General features: G+C 42.4%; 15 protein-coding genes. 5 read left to right on the top strand and 10 right to left on the bottom strand.

Annotated features, from left to right (window positions below):
* Positions 1-15 precede the first annotated feature (15 nt).
* The 5 genes from fabD to yceD all read right to left on the bottom strand — a co-directional run bounded on the left by fabD (position 16) and on the right by yceD (position 3,757).
* Positions 16-939 (bottom strand): ACP S-malonyltransferase, encoded by a 924-nt coding sequence (gene fabD, locus OCU78_RS04780; protein WP_261856025.1) that lies wholly within the window; start codon positions 937-939, stop codon positions 16-18.
* 80 nt (positions 940-1,019) lie between these two features.
* Complete coding sequence (locus tag OCU78_RS04775; protein ID WP_137372419.1) at positions 1,020-1,970, bottom strand: beta-ketoacyl-ACP synthase III; 951 nt, start codon at positions 1,968-1,970, stop codon at positions 1,020-1,022.
* 5 nt (positions 1,971-1,975) lie between these two features.
* A complete protein-coding gene (gene plsX / locus OCU78_RS04770) occupies positions 1,976-3,001 on the bottom strand; it encodes a phosphate acyltransferase PlsX (protein ID WP_137372418.1) in 1,026 nt (341 codons plus the stop codon).
* Between the two features lie 9 nt (positions 3,002-3,010).
* A complete protein-coding gene (gene rpmF / locus OCU78_RS04765; protein ID WP_004737376.1) occupies positions 3,011-3,181 on the bottom strand; it encodes a 50S ribosomal protein L32 in 171 nt (56 codons plus the stop codon).
* A gap of 48 nt (positions 3,182-3,229) precedes the next feature.
* On the bottom strand, positions 3,230-3,757 hold the full coding sequence (yceD, locus tag OCU78_RS04760; protein WP_137372417.1) for a 23S rRNA accumulation protein YceD: 528 nt from the start codon (positions 3,755-3,757) through the stop codon (positions 3,230-3,232).
* 149 nt (positions 3,758-3,906) lie between these two features.
* Between yceD and OCU78_RS04755 the strand changes: the two genes are divergently transcribed.
* Positions 3,907-4,488, top strand: coding sequence for a Maf family protein (locus OCU78_RS04755; protein ID WP_137372416.1), 582 nt, complete (start codon positions 3,907-3,909; stop codon positions 4,486-4,488).
* Positions 4,489-4,590: 102 nt separating this feature from the next.
* Here the strand turns inward: OCU78_RS04755 and rluC are convergent, their stop codons facing one another.
* Positions 4,591-5,538 (bottom strand): 23S rRNA pseudouridine(955/2504/2580) synthase RluC, encoded by a 948-nt coding sequence (rluC, locus tag OCU78_RS04750; protein ID WP_137372415.1) that lies wholly within the window; start codon positions 5,536-5,538, stop codon positions 4,591-4,593.
* A gap of 595 nt (positions 5,539-6,133) precedes the next feature.
* On the opposite strand from rluC, the gene rne reads away from it, so the two are divergent.
* Complete coding sequence (gene rne / locus OCU78_RS04745) at positions 6,134-9,265, top strand: ribonuclease E (protein WP_137372414.1); 3,132 nt, start codon at positions 6,134-6,136, stop codon at positions 9,263-9,265.
* Positions 9,266-9,518: 253 nt separating this feature from the next.
* Entirely contained in the window at positions 9,519-11,066 is a 1,548-nt protein-coding gene (locus tag OCU78_RS04740; RefSeq protein WP_137372413.1) for a SulP family inorganic anion transporter, read from the top strand.
* Positions 11,067-11,127: 61 nt separating this feature from the next.
* Here OCU78_RS04740 and OCU78_RS04735 read toward each other — a convergent pair whose 3' ends face one another.
* Positions 11,128-11,577, bottom strand: a complete 450-nt coding sequence (locus OCU78_RS04735; RefSeq protein WP_137372412.1) for a low molecular weight protein-tyrosine-phosphatase — start codon at positions 11,575-11,577, stop codon at positions 11,128-11,130.
* 84 nt (positions 11,578-11,661) lie between these two features.
* Between OCU78_RS04735 and cobO the strand changes: the two genes are divergently transcribed.
* Positions 11,662-12,267 (top strand): cob(I)yrinic acid a,c-diamide adenosyltransferase, encoded by a 606-nt coding sequence (cobO, locus tag OCU78_RS04730; protein WP_137372411.1) that lies wholly within the window; start codon positions 11,662-11,664, stop codon positions 12,265-12,267.
* Positions 12,268-12,409: 142 nt separating this feature from the next.
* On the opposite strand, the gene OCU78_RS04725 is transcribed toward cobO, so the two are convergent.
* The 3 genes from OCU78_RS04725 to apbC all read right to left on the bottom strand — a co-directional run bounded on the left by OCU78_RS04725 (position 12,410) and on the right by apbC (position 16,544).
* Entirely contained in the window at positions 12,410-14,542 is a 2,133-nt protein-coding gene (locus tag OCU78_RS04725) for an AsmA family protein (protein ID WP_137372410.1), read from the bottom strand.
* A 107-nt stretch (positions 14,543-14,649) separates the two neighbouring features.
* Entirely contained in the window at positions 14,650-15,291 is a 642-nt protein-coding gene (udk, locus tag OCU78_RS04720; protein WP_137372409.1) for a uridine kinase, read from the bottom strand.
* A gap of 176 nt (positions 15,292-15,467) precedes the next feature.
* The gene (apbC, locus tag OCU78_RS04715) at positions 15,468-16,544 is read right to left on the bottom strand and encodes an iron-sulfur cluster carrier protein ApbC (RefSeq protein ID WP_137372408.1); all 1,077 of its coding nucleotides are present in this window, start codon (positions 16,542-16,544) and stop codon (positions 15,468-15,470) included.
* A 155-nt stretch (positions 16,545-16,699) separates the two neighbouring features.
* Here apbC and metG point away from each other — a divergent pair, with 155 nt between their 5' ends.
* Complete coding sequence (gene metG, locus OCU78_RS04710; protein ID WP_137372407.1) at positions 16,700-18,775, top strand: methionine--tRNA ligase; 2,076 nt, start codon at positions 16,700-16,702, stop codon at positions 18,773-18,775.
* Positions 18,776-18,826: the final 51 nt, after the last annotated feature.

The following is an 18,826-nucleotide window of genomic DNA, read 5'->3' as shown; positions in this document are numbered from 1 at the left end:
CTATTAAGTGGTTATTTACTTAGCAGCTTCTAGTGATGCAGTATCATTAACTGCAGCAGCTGTCATAGTTTTTACGATTCGTTTTGTTAGACCAGTAAGAACTTTACCTGGACCTAATTCTAGTAGTTTCTCTATGCCTTGCTCATTCATTGCTTGTACACCCTCAGTCCAACGAACTGGGCTGTATAGCTGGCGAACAAGTGCATCTTTAATTTTTGCAGGATCTGTCTCAGCTATAACATCAACGTTATTGATAACAGGCAGTGCTGGCGTATTGAACTCTAGAGCTTCTAGAGCAACCGCTAGTTTGTCTGCGGCTGGCTTCATTAGTGCACAGTGAGATGGTACAGAAACAGGTAAAGGAAGTGCACGCTTAGCGCCTGCTTCTTTACATAGTACACCAGCGCGTTCTACAGCCGCTTTGTTACCCGCGATAACAACTTGACCAGGTGAATTGAAGTTTACTGGAGACACAACTTCGTCTTGTGCCGCTTCTTCACACGCTTTAGCAATTGCTTCATCGTCTAAACCGATGATTGCGTACATAGCACCAATACCCGCAGGAACCGCTTCTTGCATCAGTTGACCACGTAGCTCAACTAACTTGATCGCTTCTTTGAAGTCGATAACGCCAGCGCATACTAGTGCAGAATATTCTCCTAGGCTGTGACCTGCTAGATTTACAGGTTGCTCTAGACCAAGCTCTTGCCATACACGCCAGATTGCAACAGACGCTGTTAGTAGAGCAGGTTGAGTACGGAAAGTTTCATTTAGATTTTCTACTGGACCATCTTGAACCAATGCCCATAGATCGTAACCAAGTGCTTCTGAAGCTTCAGCAAATGTCTGTTTTACAACATCATACTGTTCGCCTAGGTCTGCAAGCATACCGATAGCTTGAGAGCCTTGGCCTGGGAATACGATAGCAAACTTGCTCATTGTAATTTTCCTTTAAGCAAAGCAAAAAATTGAATAAGGCACATAAGTTATGTGCCTTGTTTGTTGATTATCGCTTGGGGTTAGAATTTAACTAACGCCGAACCCCAAGTGAAACCGCCACCAAATGCTTCAAGTAGAAGCGTTTGACCACGTTTAATTCGCCCGTCGCGAACAGCCTCATCAAGTGCTGTTGGTACGGTAGCTGCTGAAGTATTGCCGTGCTTATCAAGGGTAATCACCACTTGATCAAGTGACATTGTCAGCTTTTTAGCGGTTGCTGAGATAATACGGTAATTCGCTTGGTGTGGAACTAACCAATCAAGCTCTGACTTATCCATATTATTTGCAGCTAATGTGTCTTTAACTAGCTTAGAAAGCTGAGTTACCGCCACTTTAAATACTTCGTTGCCCGCCATGTGCAGCCATTTGTCTGAATCGCCGCCACGCTCAGGAACTTCTAAGCTTAGAAGCTCACCGTATTTACCATCAGAGTAAATATGAGTAGACAAAATACCTGGCTCTTCGCTTGCGCCTACAACCACCGCGCCTGCTGCATCACCAAATAGGATGATAGTAGAGCGGTCAGTCGGATCACAGGTTTTTGACAGTGCATCTGCACCAATTACCAAAACGTTTTTACACATGCCAGTCTTGATATGTTGATCAGCAACAGACAGTGCGTATACAAAACCAGAACACGCGGCAGCTAAATCAAACGCAGGGCAGCCTTTGATACCAAGCTTACCTTGTACCTGACATGCCGAAGACGGGAATGTGTGGCTACTGCTGGTTGTCGCAACAATGATTAAGTCGATATCTTCTTTATCGATACCCGCCATTTCAATGGCATTCTCAGCAGCGTAAAACGCCATATCCGCAACGGTTTCGTTTTCCGCTGAAATACGACGCTCTTTAATACCTGTTCTAGCAACGATCCACTCATCGCTAGTCTCTACCATTTTCTCTAAGTCTGCGTTAGTACGCACCTGAGATGGCAAGTAGCTGCCAGTACCTAAAATTTTGCTATACATGAAGACTAATAATGCCTCTCGAGTAAAACCGCTTCCAAACGATCGCTAATGCGGCTGGGGACTTGTCGTTTGACCTCGTGTACTGCTTCACCAATCGCGTTGACGACAGCAGATACATCAGCACTTCCATGACTTTTAATGACAATGCCGCGCAATCCTAACAAACTTGCGCCGTTATACTGGTCGGGGTTCAAGGTTTTTAATTCAGTAAATAACTCAGAAAACAACATTCTGGCTATCCAACCCTTTATTGTTGAAGCCATCATGCGCGTTTTTAGCTTATCAATAAAGAGCTGAGCCGTACCTTCGCACGTTTTTAAGCAGACATTGCCCACAAAACCATCACATACGACGACATCAGCTGCATCTTGAAGTAATTGATTACCTTCAATATAGCCTATGAAGTTGACAGACTGAGTATTAGACAACATTTCAGCACATCGTTTTACAAGGTCATTACCTTTAATTTCTTCTGCACCGATATTCAAAATAGCGACACGTGGAGCGCGACCTAAATGTTGTTCCGCTAATGCACTGCCCATTACAGCAAACTGAAACAGTGAGTCTGCATCACTAGAAACGTTCGCTCCTAAATCAAGCATCCATGTACGGTTGCCAGAAGCAGTAGGTAAAGCTGAAACTAATGCAGGTCTATCAATACCAGGAAGTAGTTTGAGTCTGAAACGAGATAGCGCCATCAGTGCGCCAGTGTTACCACCACTCACACAAGCATCAGCCTGTGATTCGGCAACCAGATCGATAGCGGCACGCATTGAGCTACCCCGACTGTTACGTAAGGCTAGTGAAGGTTTTTCAGAATTGGAAATAACTCGATCACAATGCTGGATACTCAAACGAGAATCAGGCATTCGACCTAATGAAGATAATTGAGATGTGATCGCGTTTCGATCACCTATTAGAATGACTTTTAGCTCTGGGAAATACGACAGTGCCTGCACGGCGGCAGGCACTGTTACACGAGGACCGAAGTCCCCGCCCATTGCATCAAGCGCAACGGTTAGATTTTGCAAAGGTCAACCTTACTTGTTGATAACCTTTTTGCCGCGGTAGAAACCTTCGGCAGTCACGTTGTGACGTAGGTGAGTTTCACCTGAAGTTGCGTCTACAGAAAGTGCAGCTGTAGTTAGTGCATCGTGTGAACGACGCATGCCACGCATTGAACGTGATTTCTTGCTCTTTTGTACGGCCATTGACCCTACTCCTATGTAAATTCTTAAAGATACTTACTTATTAATGAGTTAGCTCTTTAAGTTTTTTAAAACATCAAATGGATTCGGCTTTTTATCTTCCTCAATTTCTTCAGGAAGTTCACCAAATACCAAATTATTTGAGTTAACGCTACAGTCCGCATCGTCGTGCATTGCTATTTGTGGCAATCCAAGGATGAACTCGTCTTCAACTAATTGAATCAGGTCTAACTCACCGTACTCGTTCAGATCTACCAAATCGTACTCTTCCGGTGCTTCTTCTTCACTTTTCTCACTGTAAACAGGAGTATAAGTAAATTGGACATCGCACTCATGTGCGAAAACCTCATTACAACGTTGACACTCTAAATCGACTTCGACGTTAGCTTTACCAGAGATAACGACTAATCGTTGTTCATCAAGCCCAAATGACATTGAGACTTGCGCGTCACGTTTTACGCCTTCAGTTGTTTCGGTTAAACGCTTTAAAAGACTTACTTGGATGATGCCATCCATATCAAGTCGTTTTTGAGCCGTTCTTGCCGGATCAACTGTACGCGGTATTTTTTCCTTTTGCATAGGGCGCGAATCTTATCTTCCAAATCATGTTTAGTCAAAGGAAATGGCAAAAAAATTGTACTTTCCTACCTTTCCTATTCAGAGCATTATGAATAGCAGGACAAGTTACGTTATCCTGAGATAAATGCTTCCGTGAATTGTAAATTAAAATGAAAAATTACCAACTAGTTTTGGCCTCTACCTCACCATTTAGGCAAGAGATCCTCAAAAAACTGCAGTTAAGCTTCATTACAGCTAAGCCAGACTGCGATGAAACACCATTTCCAGAAGAAACACCTCAACAGTTAGTAATGCGCCTTGCTGAGGCTAAAGCCAAGTCTTGTGCTGTAGAGCAACCAAGCTTAGTGATTGGTTCAGATCAAGTGTGTGTGATTGACGAAGAGATCATTGGAAAACCTCATTCTCGTGAAAAAGCCATCGAGCAGTTATCTCGCCAAAGCGGTAAGAGCATCACTTTCTACACTGGTATAACCGTATGGAACAGTGAAACCAATATCGCCGACACTCGCTTAGATACCTTCATCGTGCATTTCCGTGATTTAACACAGCAGCAGATCATTGCTTATGTTGAGAAAGAACAGCCTTATTACTGCGCGGGCAGTTTTATGTGTGAAGGGTTAGGCATCGCGTTATTTAAACAGATGGAAGGTAAAGATCCGAACACATTGATCGGTTTACCTCTTATCGACCTAGTCGACATGCTAGAAACTCAAGGAATGGACGTACTATAGTATTTAATGAATAAAGTAGCTAATGAATAAAATCTAAAAAGGTTGACGAACATCGTCAACCTTTTTAGAGGAATCCAAAATGGAGAGTATCCCTCTCGTATCTTATTTTAATTTACGCAAGCCACTTAGTGCTTTTTCAAGCCTCGCTTCCATTGGCGCTGAGATATCCATCTTCTCTTCACTACCTGGGTGTATGAACTTGATGTTCGCTGCATGTAGGAACAGACGATCAAGACCAACCTTGCCAGTGTATGCATCAAAACGACGATCACCATAGCGATCATCCCAAGCAATTGGGTGACCAGTATACTGAGCATGCACTCGAATTTGGTGAGTGCGACCCGTAATAGGACTTGCTTGGATCAACGTTGCATCTTGGAACTTTTCTAAAACCTTAAAGCGAGTTTCAGATGCTTTACCATTTGGGTTCACACGCACAATACTGTTTACTTCATTTTTCAGTAATGGAGCATTAACCACCTTACAGCTATTTTTCCACTCTCCCATCACCAGCGCAAAATAATACTTATGTACCGTTTTTTCACGAAACTGTGCTTGAAGATGTCTTAAAGCTGAACGCTTCTTCGCAACGAGTAAAATACCTGATGTATCTCTATCAATACGATGAACCAACTCAAGGAAGCGAGCATCAGGTCTTAAAGCTCTTAATGCTTCAATTGCACCAAACTTCAAGCCGCTACCACCATGAACCGCCGTACCCGATGGTTTATTCAGAATCAACATATGATCATCTTCATGGATGATGCATCGTTCCAATTCCGAAACCTTATTGAGTTTAGTGCTTGGCACACTGTCTTCAACTTTTTCTTCAATGGTTACTGGCGGAATACGAACTAAATCACCTGCTTTTAGTTTGTATTCTGCCTTAATGCGTTTTTTATTTACACGCACTTCTCCTTTACGCACAATTCTATAAACCATGCTTTTAGGAATGCTTTTTAATTGGTTGCGTAAGAAGTTATCAATACGCTGACCAGCCATATCTTCGTCGATTTCGACAAATTGGACTTTAGTTCTAATTTCACTCATTTGGTTAGTGTACCACTGTCAATGTTGATAATTGAGAGTTTCTTCCAACTTTTCTAGCAGATTTTAGCCGTTCCGCATGATTCGTTTATTACACTTGTTTGATTTTTAGAACAAAAAACAATCAAAAACATGACTTCACACACACATAAGCATTTATCTATCTTATAAACAATGAGTTAGAGCTATCAAAATTTAAACAAAACCCTTTTTTTTACCGCATTCCGACAAAGCAGATTGCTGTGATTAACGACCGCTGCTATAGTTCACAGCTGCTATAAGTGGTTTGACTATTATTTAAACAGCTAACCATCCAAAGCAAACAAATGAGTAGATGCCTTAGATTAGATAGTGCTGCAATCGGCGTAAGACACCATCAACTAGGTTCCTTGTCGCTCTACTCACGTAAACTCATGCTGAGTATTCACCGCCACATCGCGGATCATAGACTTTTATCTATGATGACTGACGTGCCCACGAGCATCCCTCTCCAGCCGGGAGGCTGCACTGATAAAGCCATGGGATCAGGCACCATGAGAAACGAACAAAGCGGCAACAATAATTATGAAAATAAAGAAAAGACAATGAGAATTTCTAAATGAAAAGAATGTTAATCAACGCAACTCAAAAAGAAGAGTTGCGTGTCGCTTTGGTTGATGGCCAGCGATTATTCGATCTAGATATCGAAAGTCCTGGACACGAATCAAAAAAAGCGAATATCTACAAAGGACGTATTACTCGTATTGAACCAAGCCTAGAAGCGGCATTTGTTGATTACGGTGCAGAACGTCACGGTTTCCTCCCTCTTAAAGAAATTGCCCGCGAATACTTCCCTGAAGGTTATACATACCAAGGCCGTCCTAGCATTAAAGAAGTGCTAAAAGAAGGTCAAGAAGTTATCGTACAAGTTGAAAAAGAAGAACGTGGTAGCAAAGGTGCTGCATTAACAACGTTCATCTCTTTAGCTGGTAGTTACCTAGTTCTTATGCCAAACAACCCTCGCGCAGGTGGTATTTCTCGCCGTATCGAAGGTGATGAGCGTACACAACTGAAAGCAGCATTAAGCACTCTTGAGCTTCCTCAAGGCATGGGCTTAATTGTTCGTACAGCTGGAGTTGGTAAAAGTGCAGAAGAACTTGAGTGGGATTTAAACGTTCTACTGAATCACTGGGGTGCGATCAAACAAGCATCTGATTCAAATTCAGCTCCTTTCCTAATTCACCAAGAAAGTAACGTAATTGTTCGCGCAATTCGTGATTATCTACGTCGTGATATTGGCGAGATTCTAATCGACAGCAATACTATCTTTGAACGTGCACAAGCGCATATTCAGTTAGTTCGCCCAGATTTCATGAGTCGCGTTAAGAAATACGATGGTGAAGTACCTCTATTTAGCCACTACCAAATCGAAAGCCAGATTGAATCAGCTTTCCAGCGTGAAGTTCGTCTTCCTTCAGGTGGTTCAATCGTAATCGACCCAACAGAAGCTCTAACTTCTATTGATATCAACTCTGCTCGAGCAACAAAGGGCGGCGATATCGAGGAAACAGCGCTAAACACTAACCTAGAAGCAGCCGATGAAATTGCACGTCAATTACGTCTACGTGACCTAGGTGGTCTTGTTGTTATCGATTTCATCGACATGACTCCAGTTCGTCACCAACGTGAAGTAGAGAGCCGTCTACGTGATGCCGTTCGTTTAGATCGCGCACGTGTACAGATTGGTCGAATTTCTCGATTTGGTCTTCTAGAGATGTCTCGACAACGCTTGAGCCCATCACTAGCAGAAGCAAGCCACCACATTTGTCCTCGTTGTACAGGTACTGGCGTTGTTCGTGATAACGAATCTCTAGCACTTTCAGTTTTACGTTTGATCGAAGAAGAAGCACTGAAAGACAACACAGCACAAGTACTTGCAGTTGTGCCTGTACCTATCGCCTCTTACCTTCTGAATGAAAAGCGACGCTCAGTAAATCATATTGAGAAAAGCCAAGAAGTTAAGATTACGGTAGTACCGAATTCAGACATGGAAACACCTCATTTTGAAGTAATCCGTGTACGTGAAGGCGAAGAATTCGACTTACTTTCTTACCTACTTCCTCAAAAACTTGACGCGCTAAAAGAAGCCGAAAGTAAAGAACCAGTAGTTGTTGACGTGAAGCCTAAGAAACTTGAAGAGCCAGCTCTGAAAGGTTTTGCAGCTCCTGCTCAATCAGCTCCAACACCAGCTCCTGCTCCAAAAGCTGCTGCTCCTGAAAAGAAAGCAGAAGCAACAGAACAAGAGCCAGGTCTAATTGGTCGATTCTTTAAAGCAATCAGCAGCTTCATTTTTGGCTCATCTCAAGAAGAGAAAGTTGAAGAAAAAGTTGAAGAGAAACCACAAGAAAAACGTCAACAAGGTAACCGCCAACGTCGTGAACGTAACGATAACCGTCGTCGTAATCAACGTGGTGATAACCGTAATGAAAATCGCGATAATCGTGATAACAAGCGTCGTCGTAAACCAGTTCGCGATGAGAAGCAGGTTCATGAAGATAAACCTGAAGAGCTAAAAGAAAGTGCTCCTCAGCAAAATCGCCAGCCTCGTAAGCCTAAACAAGATCGCCGCAACAAGCAGCGTGATGAGCAACCATCGAAATTAGCTGAAGAAGGTCTACAACTAGCTGCAGATGCACAAGCTGATGCTCCTAAAGTAAAAACTGAAGCTAAAGCTGCGAAAATCAAAGAACGTCGTCAGCGTCGTAAATTGAACAAGCAGGTTCGAATCAAAGATCAAAAGGCAAGCAGCACTGAAGAAGAGCCGCTAGAAGCACCTGTAATGATTGCAGAACAGGTTGAGCCTGTAGAGAAAAATGTTGCTGAAACACAACAGAAAAAAGCTGTAGATCAAGTTGAATCGACTCAAGTTGATGCTGAGCAAGCGGAACAAGAAGAACCGAAGCAACGCCGCAACCGCCGCTCACCACGTCACTTACGTGCAAGTGGTCAGAGACGTCGTCGTGGTCGTGATCGCAAACCAAACCCATTCCGCCTTCGTAAAGGTGGCGTAGCATCTCCAGAGATGGCTATGGGTAAAGTAATGCCACGTTTCATTGAAAAGCCTCATCATAAGCAACAGCCACAAGTTGATGCAGTTGAAGTAGCTGTTCTTGCTGAGACTCTACCTGTAGAGACTAATGTTGTAGCAGATACAGCAATTGAAGTACCAGCTTCTGTAGAAGTAAAAGACATTCAAATGCAAACCTCTGTTGAACCAGCTGAGACGAAGGATACTCTAACAGCAGAAGCTGTTGTTGAGACTCCTTCAGCGCCTGAAGCTGTAATAGCTGAAGCTCCTGTTTCTACTGCTGAAAATGCAGAAGAAGTAACAGTTGAAACTATTGCAATTGAAGCTGATACCGCCGAAGACAGCAACGTTGAAGTTGAAACTCCACAGACTGAAGAAGTAATCGAAAACGTTAACGTTGAAATTACATTTTCTGAAACTGAAGAGCTTAAACCAACAATTGAAGTTGAAGTTAAGGTATCTACTGACGTTGAAACGACTGTAGCTACTCCAGCGAAGAAACAAGCAGGTTCACCAATGACTAAAGCTCCTGGTCCTCAAGAGATTAAAGAGATACAAGTCGTTGCAGCTCCATTCCGCACAGAACGATATGTGTCGAAAGGTGCTGGTAGCCAAGTAGCTAAAAATTCTGCTGGCGCAGGTATGACTAAACCTCAATACTAATTTATTTAAGGGTTAGTTCGTTAAATGAAAAAGGGCTGCTTATATTAAGCAGCCCTTTTTATATCCACTATTCCGATAAGTAATATCAGATATATTGTCCAAAATAGGGTTCAACCTTGAACTTAGTCACATTTTTGGGTAGCATTCGCGCACTTATCTTTTCGACACTTAGCTATTGCCGCTCTTTTCCATCACTGTTTAGCTTGCAATACACTCGTGTCGGTAAACCCATTTTAAGCATAGCTGAGCACACATGTTCGAATTCCCACAATTTTCAAAGCACTCTGTAAAGAATGACGTGCTTTCAGGTCTTACTGTAGCACTAGCTCTAGTTCCTGAAGCCGTTGCATTTGCATTTGTTGCTGGTGTAGACCCAATGGTTGGTCTGTACGCAGCATTCATCGTAGGTTTTATTACTTCCATTTTTGGCGGTCGTCCAGGTATGATCTCTGGTGCAACTGGCGCAATGGCAGTTGTAATGGTGAGTTTAGTCGCAACTCACGGTGTTCAATACCTTTTTGCTGCCATTATGATGGCTGGTATCTTACAAATTGCCGCTGGCGTATTTAAGCTTGGTAAATTCATTCGTATCGTACCGCACCCTGTAATGATCGGTTTTGTGAATGGTTTGGCAATTGTTATCTTCCTTGCTCAACTTGGTCAATTCAAGGCTCCAGATGTTACTGGCGCATTAACTTGGCTACCAAGCGGTCAAATGACACTGATGTTAGGTCTAGTAGCACTAACAATGGCTATCATCCACTTCCTGCCTAAAGTGACAACAGCAGTACCTTCGTCTTTGGTTGCTATCGTAACAGTAACGGCACTAGTGGTTGGCTTAGACCTTGATACTCGCACGGTTGTAGACTTCCTACGGACAATGTCTGGTGATGAAGCCGCTACGCTTGCTGGCTCACTTCCAACATTCTCAATTCCAGCAGTTCCATTCACGCTAGAAACATTACAGATCATCTTCCCTTATGCACTTATCCTAGCTGCGATTGGTTTGATTGAGTCTCTACTGACTCTGACTGTTCTAGATGAGATGACAAACACTCGTGGTCAATCTAACCGCGAATGTGTCGGTCAAGGTATGGCTAACGTTACCTGTTCAGTATTTGGTGCGATGGGTGGTTGTGCGATGATCGGTCAATCAATGATCAACGTAAACTCAGGTGGTCGTGGTCGTCTTTCTGGTATCGTTGCCGCTGTTGCACTCCTGATGTTCATCCTGTTTGGCTCTGCTCTTATCGAAATGATTCCTCTAGCAGCGCTAGTAGGTGTAATGTTTATGGTTGTTATTGGGACGTTTGAATGGGCTACATTTAAACTTGCTCGTCGTGTTCCTAAGCAAGATTTCTTCGTTATTGTGTTAGTAACTGTTGTTACGGTACTTACTGACCTAGCAGTAGCAGTAGCGGTAGGTGTGATTGTTTCTGCACTAATGTTCGCATGGCAACATGCTAAGCATATCTATGCAGACAAAGCAGTAAATGCTGAAGGATCAAAAGAATACAAAGTTAATGGTCCAATTTTCTTTGGTTCTACAGCAAACTTCCTAGAATTGTTTGACGCAACAAATGACCCACAAGATGTCATCATTGACTTTGCTAACTCTCGTGTAACCGATCACTCTGCTATCGAAGCTATCGATACTATTGCTGATCGTTACGCAGTATTGGGCAAAACACTGCACCTTCGCCACTTAAGCCAAGACTGTGTTGCTATGCTGCATAAAGCGGGTAGCTTAGTTGAAGCGAATATTGCTGAAGACCCAATCTACAAAGTAATGTCTAAGTAAATTAGATTGATTTGTTAGTAAAATGCCGGCTTTGATGCCGGCATTTTTGTACCTGTAAGATCTAAAGCGAGTCTAATATCGCGTCACTCGATTCTTCTATTAAATCCAAGACCAGCTCAAAACCATCCCCCTCCCCGTAATATGGATCGGGAATCTCCTGATAATTCGAAGTTCCAAAGCTCAAGAATAGAGCCAGTTTATATTTGAGATGATCTGGGCACAGTTGTTCTAAGTCCGTTAAGTTAGCATTATCCGCCGCTAGTATCAGATCAAACTTATCAAAATCATCCGGTATGACTTTTCTCGATGTAATGCCTTTAAAGCTATAACCTCGCTTTTCGCCAGCTGCTTTTGAGCGACGATCTGGCGGGTTACCTTGATGGAAGCCAATAGTGCCAGCTGAATCAACGAATACATCAATACCAAGCGTTTCAGCTTTGCTTCTCAGCACAGCTTCCCCAGTCGGTGAACGACATATATTCCCCATACACACTACTAGTATCTTCTTCATCTCTAATCACCTGTTCTTCCGATGGTTTTTGCTTGAGTTAACTTAAGCTATGATAAGAAAAATCACAAATTAAAAGGATTGGATATGTCGAACGAAGACAACAAAGAGCAGCGCCACAAGGCTCGTCAGCAAAAAGTAAAAGAACAAGTAGATGCCCGTGTTGCAGCCGCTCAAGAAGTAAAAGGTCTTCTACTCGTGATTACTGGTAATGGTAAAGGTAAATCCACTTCTGGGTTCGGAACTATTACACGAGCCGTTGGTCATGGTAAAAAATGTGCCGTTGCTCAGTTTGTTAAAGGAACGTGGGATAACGGCGAAAAGAACGTTCTTCAAAAGCTCGATGTAGAATTTCAAGTTATGGGTACAGGCTTTACTTGGGAAACTCAAAACAAGGCTCAAGATATTGAAGCCGCGCAGCGAGTATGGAAGGAATGTCAGCGTATGCTAGCTGATGAATCCATTGATGTAATTCTATTTGATGAGCTGACTTACATGGTGAGTTACGGCTACATTGAGCTAGATGAAGTAGTTGGAGCCCTTGAGAATCGCCCTAAAATGCAATCCGTAATCATTACTGGTCGTGGTGCGCATCGAACACTAACTGAAATGGCAGATACTGTGTCAGAAGTTCGTAATGTTAAGCATGCTTTTGAATCGGGTGTTAAGGCGTTGCAAGGCGTCGACTGGTAATCGATAAACTACTGATAATAAATACCTTCTTGTACAGTTACCCGTAGATATCCGGTCAGGTTACTCTAATTACAGATACAAAAAACGTCACTCCTAAAAATAAGGAGTGACGTTTTTTTATATCAGCTAAGTAGTGAAATAATTAGTTAAACAAGCCTTTCAACAAACCATTTACAGCTTCTCTGGTCTTTTCGTCTTTGATTTTATCGCCGTATTTCTCGTCAAGTTTTTCTAAACCACGATCAATCTCTTTCTGTGCTTTTTGTTTTAATACATCATCAAAAACCAATGAAAACTTAGGTTCAGCCCATGCACCTGTGATCTGAATTGGGATTGTTACATCTTTTAAGTCATCAATACTTTTACCACCCTGCCCTTCCAACGAACCAACAATCGATGTTCTTACTAAGAAATCTACGGTTTCATTGATGAAGTTCGCTTTACCGTCACCAGTAATGCGAAGGAATGGGGATTGCATTGATAAGTCATTGGTTGAGACCCAACCTTTATCCACTTTTAATGTCGCTTTCATCGCGCTGAAGTCCGTCTTCTGAGCGCCTTCAACATTATCAACCTTCTCACCTTTAATTTTGGCGTAGTTTTCTCGAATCAGTTGAGCAATGTTGATGCCATTAACCGCGCCATCTTCAAAGTTAACCGCGATGGTACCAACTAAGTTCTTCTTAATACCTGTAGGAGTAAGGCTACTACCTTTAACGTTAACATCGATATTACCTGTGCCTTCCAGCATATCGTTACTCGCAACATCCACTAGCAATGGCTGAACTTTTACGCCTTTTATCTGTTTCTTTGCCGTATAAGTTGCCGGAGTTTTACGTGCATCTAACTTAGCAGTTGCAGAAATGGAACCTTGATAAAGATTCGAAGTAAATGATGTCAGTTTCGCAACTCCACGATTAACCGAAAATGCTGTTTTTACATTTTGCATCTTTGCGTTATTCGCTTTGAACTTATCGATAGTGATGGCACCTTTCACATCTAACGTTTTTAATGCCGATAAATCAGGTTCTACTTCTTTAGCAGCTGCGTTACTTGTGTCAGACAAAGGCTCTGAAGTTTCTGCAGCTGCGGTTTCGGCTGTATTACCTAATCCCAAGAATTCATCTAAATCAATATTTGGGCTATGCAAAGAAAAACGCACTTTAGGAATTTCAGATAAAGTGACATCCGCTTTCCCATCCAATGCAATTGAGTTCGCTTGTAGCTTTTCTAAGACAAAACTCAAATGGCTTTTGCCTAAATCAAAACTTAAGTCTGATAACATATCCACTTTCATTGGAGACTGAGGAAGCGTATCACCTTTAAAAGTCGAATCTAGCGTTAGCTTATTCAATGTTACCTTTGATATAGCACTATCAACAGTTAGTTCACCACCACCTTTCATGTCTAGCTCTAAATCAGCAGCTTGACCAATTACCGCGTAAGATAGTTGGTTTACTTTATCGAATTCGAAAGTATCTAAACCAATCTTGGCAGATTCAATGGAAGTTGATGGATCATTAAATGAGGCATCAAGTTCGATATTACGTAATGCATAGCTTGCAAAGCCTTGCGCCAACTTGAAATCAGCACTGCCAGTTGCGGAGAACGTTTGTTGATTATTTTCACCCGATGCAGCGAATGTTGCTGTCGTCCAAGTATCCTCTGCAAATTCGGACAGATTAAGAGCGACATCATAAAGCTTCGTGAAAGAACCAGTTTGCTTATCACTCATTTCAAACAAGGCATTTGATACAGTTACGCCAGCTAAATTAATAGTCCAACCAGAAGCTGCCGAGGATGACTCGTGTGAAGACACCTCTTGCTGAGAGGCTGAGTCTGTCGCGGCTTGTTCTGTAGCTACTGAGTCTTCCGACGTTTGAGCTTGGGTCAAAGCATCAATATTTTTACGACCATCTTTCAGAGTTTCCAGATAAAACTCAGCACCATCTAAGGTAATGTTGCCAATTTCAAGTTGATTACTGAATAATGGAGTCACTGAAACATCAACCCCAACAGTATCAACCTTAAATAAATTCGGTTGTGTAAAACCTGGAGGGTTGCGTAATTCGGTTTGACCTAGTTCAAAACCAATCGATGGGAAGAATTGCCAACTGATATCGCCTTCAATCACCAGGTCTAGGCCTGTGTGTTTCTGAGCTTGTTCAACAATTAATGGCTTAAATTGATTGGGGTTCACTAACAGCACTAGCGCCAGAATTGCTGCAATAACAACAAACACTGGGACAGCTATGAAAATGAGTAGTTTCTTCATCCGCATATTCCTTGCTTAGATTCCAAAAGAAAGTGGCACTATAAAAGTGCCACTGATTCGTTAAAAAATAAAGCTAAGTGAGTCACTTAGGCTAAAAATTTATTCGATTAAGATTTCAAAAGCTTTGCAATGTGTGCTTTTAGCACATCAATCGCGATGCGGTTCTTACCACCACGAGGAACAATGATGTCCGCATGCTGCTTTGATGGCTCAATAAACTGCATGAACATTGGGCGAACCGTTTGTTGATATTGCTTAAGTACTGAATCCATTGTACGACCACGCTCTTCTACATCTCGCTTAACACGGCGAAGTAAACAGATATCTAGCGGAGTATCCATGAATACACTTGCATGCATAAGATCACGTAGACGTGGGTCTGTTAGCAACAAAATACCTTCAAGGATAATCACTTTCTTAGGCGTTAGTGTCGTTGTCTCAGAAGTACGAGTGTGTTCTGAATAGCTGTACTCAGGCACTTCGACTGCTTCACCTTTAATCAACTTCTGTAAATGTTCACATAAAAGGTCATGATCTAGAGCACTTGGGTGATCGTAGTTTGTTTTAACACGCTCTTCCATACTCAAGTGACTTTGGTCGCTGTAGTAGCAATCTTCCGTGATAACACCAATTTGATGGTCGCCTACTTTTTCGCGTAGCTCATTATAAATCGTACTAGCAATCAGACTTTTTCCTGAAGCTGAAGCGCCAGCGATACCTACGATTACACATTGATTATTATCAGACATTACTTTGCACCCGATATGGTTTGGTGATGGGATTAGATAAACCGCCTGATTATAGGGGCTAAGCTCTCTAGATTCTAGTCGCCATTGCCCCAATTTTCCTGCAATTAAAGGTTCTGAATTAATTTAATAAAGACAAACGTTTGCGTTTAAGTTAAGCCTTAGTTAACGAGTGTATATTATTCAACCATTGAGAAATTAATTGCCTCTGGCTTTGCTTTTCCAGACCAATACATTTTGCTGCTTATGGACTCTGCAAGTTCGAGGTATTGACGTGTATGTTCACTATCTGGTCGGCGCTCTACTGTTGGAACTCCCGCATCGATATCCTGGCGCATATCTATATGCAATGGAATTTGAGCTAAAATATCCAGACCATATTCTTTAGACATAGCTTCACCGCCACCTTGCCCAAAGATGTGCTCTTTCTCACCGCAATGGCTGCAAATGTGGTAACTCATATTTTCAACAATCCCAACAACAGGTACATTCACCTTATCAAACATTGCCACCCCTTTCCGGGCATCGGCTAAAGCTAAATCTTGAGGAGTGGTAACAACAACCGCTCCTGTCACCGGGATTTGTTGAGAAAGTGTCAGCTGAATATCACCAGTACCTGGCGGCATATCGATCACAAGGTAATCTAAATCAGGCCATAACGTTTCATTGACGAGCTGCGCCAAGGCTTTAGATGCCATAGGTCCACGCCATATCGCCGCTTCATCTTGTGATACTAGATAGCCGATGGAGTGTGTAAAGATTCCATGTGACTCAATTGGAATCATCCACTTATTTTCACAAACTTCTGGCTTTGCATCGATTTTACCTAACATCATAGGAACTGACGGTCCGTAGACATCAGCATCGAGTAACCCAACTTTTGCACCAGACTTTGAAAGTGCCAATGCAAGGTTCACTGATGTGGTTGATTTACCTACGCCACCTTTTGCCGATGTCACCGCTATTACATTTTTCACCCCTTTCAAGGCTGCAGAGACAGTTGTTTCTAAAGCAGAAGGCTTCACTTGGATTTTAAATTGGAAATTAGCGACTTGTTGATTTTTAATTTGAGCTTTAATCCAAGTTTCTAATTCTTGTTCAAGTGAACGACATGCAAATGGGACCGAGATATTAAATACACCGTTTGGAGTAACAGTGATAATTGAAGAGTGACTTGCCCAATCAGCAACCAAGCTTGGGTGTTCAAATTCATTCAACCATGAGCAAAAATCTTGCTTAGAATTAAAGTTACGCATATGGACTCCTTTTTTATTTATGCTAACACCCAGTACAGAAAGACTGAACCCTTAAAAAACTAGGGGATTCAACCCTCTGATACCTTGGCGTATCACACGTTATAAAGTAGTATTACTCATCAAATTTATACCTATCAAAAAGCGAAATATTAAGTATGGCAACTGATCCAAGAAACGTTTCTTCAAGGGAACTGCTGGTAACTTGTGCGCTTCCGTACGCTAACGGCTCAATTCACCTTGGTCATATGCTTGAGCATATCCAAGCTGACATCTGGGTTCGATACCAGCGTCTACGTGGCAACACTGTAAACTTTATCTGTGCAGACGATGCTCATGGCACGCCAATTATGCTTAAAGCTCAACAGATGGGTATCACGCCAGAAGAAATGATCGCAGCTGTTAGTGCAGAGCACCAAAAAGACTTTGCTGGCTTTGATATCAGCTTTGATAACTATCACAGCACACACAGTGAAGAAAACCGTGAACTGGCTTCTCACATCTATCTAGAACTTAAAAAGAACGGCTTTATTTCTAGCCGTACTATTTCTCAGCTTTTTGATCCTGAGAAAGAGATGTTCCTACCAGACCGCTTCGTGAAAGGTGCTTGCCCTAAGTGTAAGTCAGAAGACCAGTACGGTGATAACTGTGATAACTGCGGTGAGACATACAGCCCAACTGAGCTAATTAACCCTAAATCTGCAGTTTCTGGCGCAACTCCAGTAATGAAAGACTCAGAACACTTCTTCTTCGACCTACCTCAGTTCGAAAGCATGCTTAAAGAGTGGACTCGTTCTGGATCTCTACAAAATGAAACTGCTAACAAAATGCAGGAATGGTTCGAGTCTGGCTTACAACAGTGGGATATCTCACGCGATGCGCCTTACTTTGGCTTCGAGATCCCAGGCGAAAAAGACAAGTTCTTCTACGTATGGCTAGACGCTCCTGTTGGCTACATGGCTTCTTTCAAGAATCTATGTGATAAGCGTGACGATCTAAACTTTGACGATTACTGGAAGAAAGACAGTACAACTGAGCTTTACCACTTCATCGGTAAAGACATTGTTTACTTCCACAGCCTATTCTGGCCTGCAATGCTAGAAGGCGCTGGTTTCCGTAAGCCAAACAATGTATTCGTACATGGTTACGTAACGGTAAATGGCGCGAAGATGTCTAAGTCGAAAGGCACATTCATCAAAGCAAGCACGTACCTAAACCACTTAGACCCTGAATGTCTACGTTACTACTACGCTGCGAAACTAAATAGCCGCATTGATGATCTTGATCTTAACCTTGAAGACTTCACTCAACGTGTAAACGCTGACGTAGTAAACAAGATTGTTAACCTGGCATCTCGTAACGCTGGCTTCATCACTAAGCGTTTTGAAGGCAAACTTGCTGCTGAATTTGCAGAACCTGAGCTATACAACGAATTCGTTTCTGCTGCTGAGCGTATCGGTGAGTTATACGAAACTCGTGAATTTAGCCGTGCTATCCGCGAAATTACTGCACTAGCTGATAAAGCTAACCAGTACATTGATGAGAAAGCACCTTGGGTTCTTGCGAAAGAAGAAGGCAAAGAGAAAGAACTTCAAGAAGTTTCTTCTGTCGGTATCAACTTATTCCGCGTACTAATGGCTTACCTGAAGCCAGTTATGCCAGAGCTTGCGGCTCGCACTGAAGCTTTCTTAAACGAAGAGCTAACGTGGGAAGGTGTTGCTACTCCACTAACTGATCACGAAATCACTAAGTTCAAAGCATTATTTAGCCGTATTGATCCTAAGAAAGTGGAAGCAATGATCGAGTCTTCTAAAGAAGATGCAGCAGCAGAAGCAGCAGCGAAAGAAAAAGCAGAAGCTGAAAAAGAGCAAGCAAGCCAAACTGAGCTAGACAAAGAACCAGTCGCAGAAGAGATTGAATTCGATGCATTTGCAGCAGTAGATATGCGTATTGCTCGTATCATCTCTTGTGAAGAAGTACCAAAAGCAAATAAATTACTGAAATTCCAACTGGACATCGGTGGTGAGACTCGCCAAGTATTCTCTGGCATCAAGTCAGCATACAAACCTGAAGAGCTTGAAGGCAAGCTAACCGTGATGGTAGCAAACCTAAAACCTCGTAAGATGAAGTTTGGTATGTCTGAAGGTATGATTCTAGCAGCAGGTCCCGGTGGCAGTGATTTATGGATCCTTGAGCCACACGAAGGTGCCCAACCTGGTATGCGTGTAATGTAATTCTGATTTCAGTCAGGTAGAAAAATACACATAGCAAAATCCCTAATGCAT

It is taken from the genome of Vibrio gallaecicus, from assembly GCF_024347495.1.
Lineage (GTDB): Bacteria > Pseudomonadota > Gammaproteobacteria > Enterobacterales > Vibrionaceae > Vibrio > Vibrio gallaecicus.
Note: the sequence above shows the minus strand (reverse complement) of the source record. Positions and strands in the feature narration are given on the sequence as shown.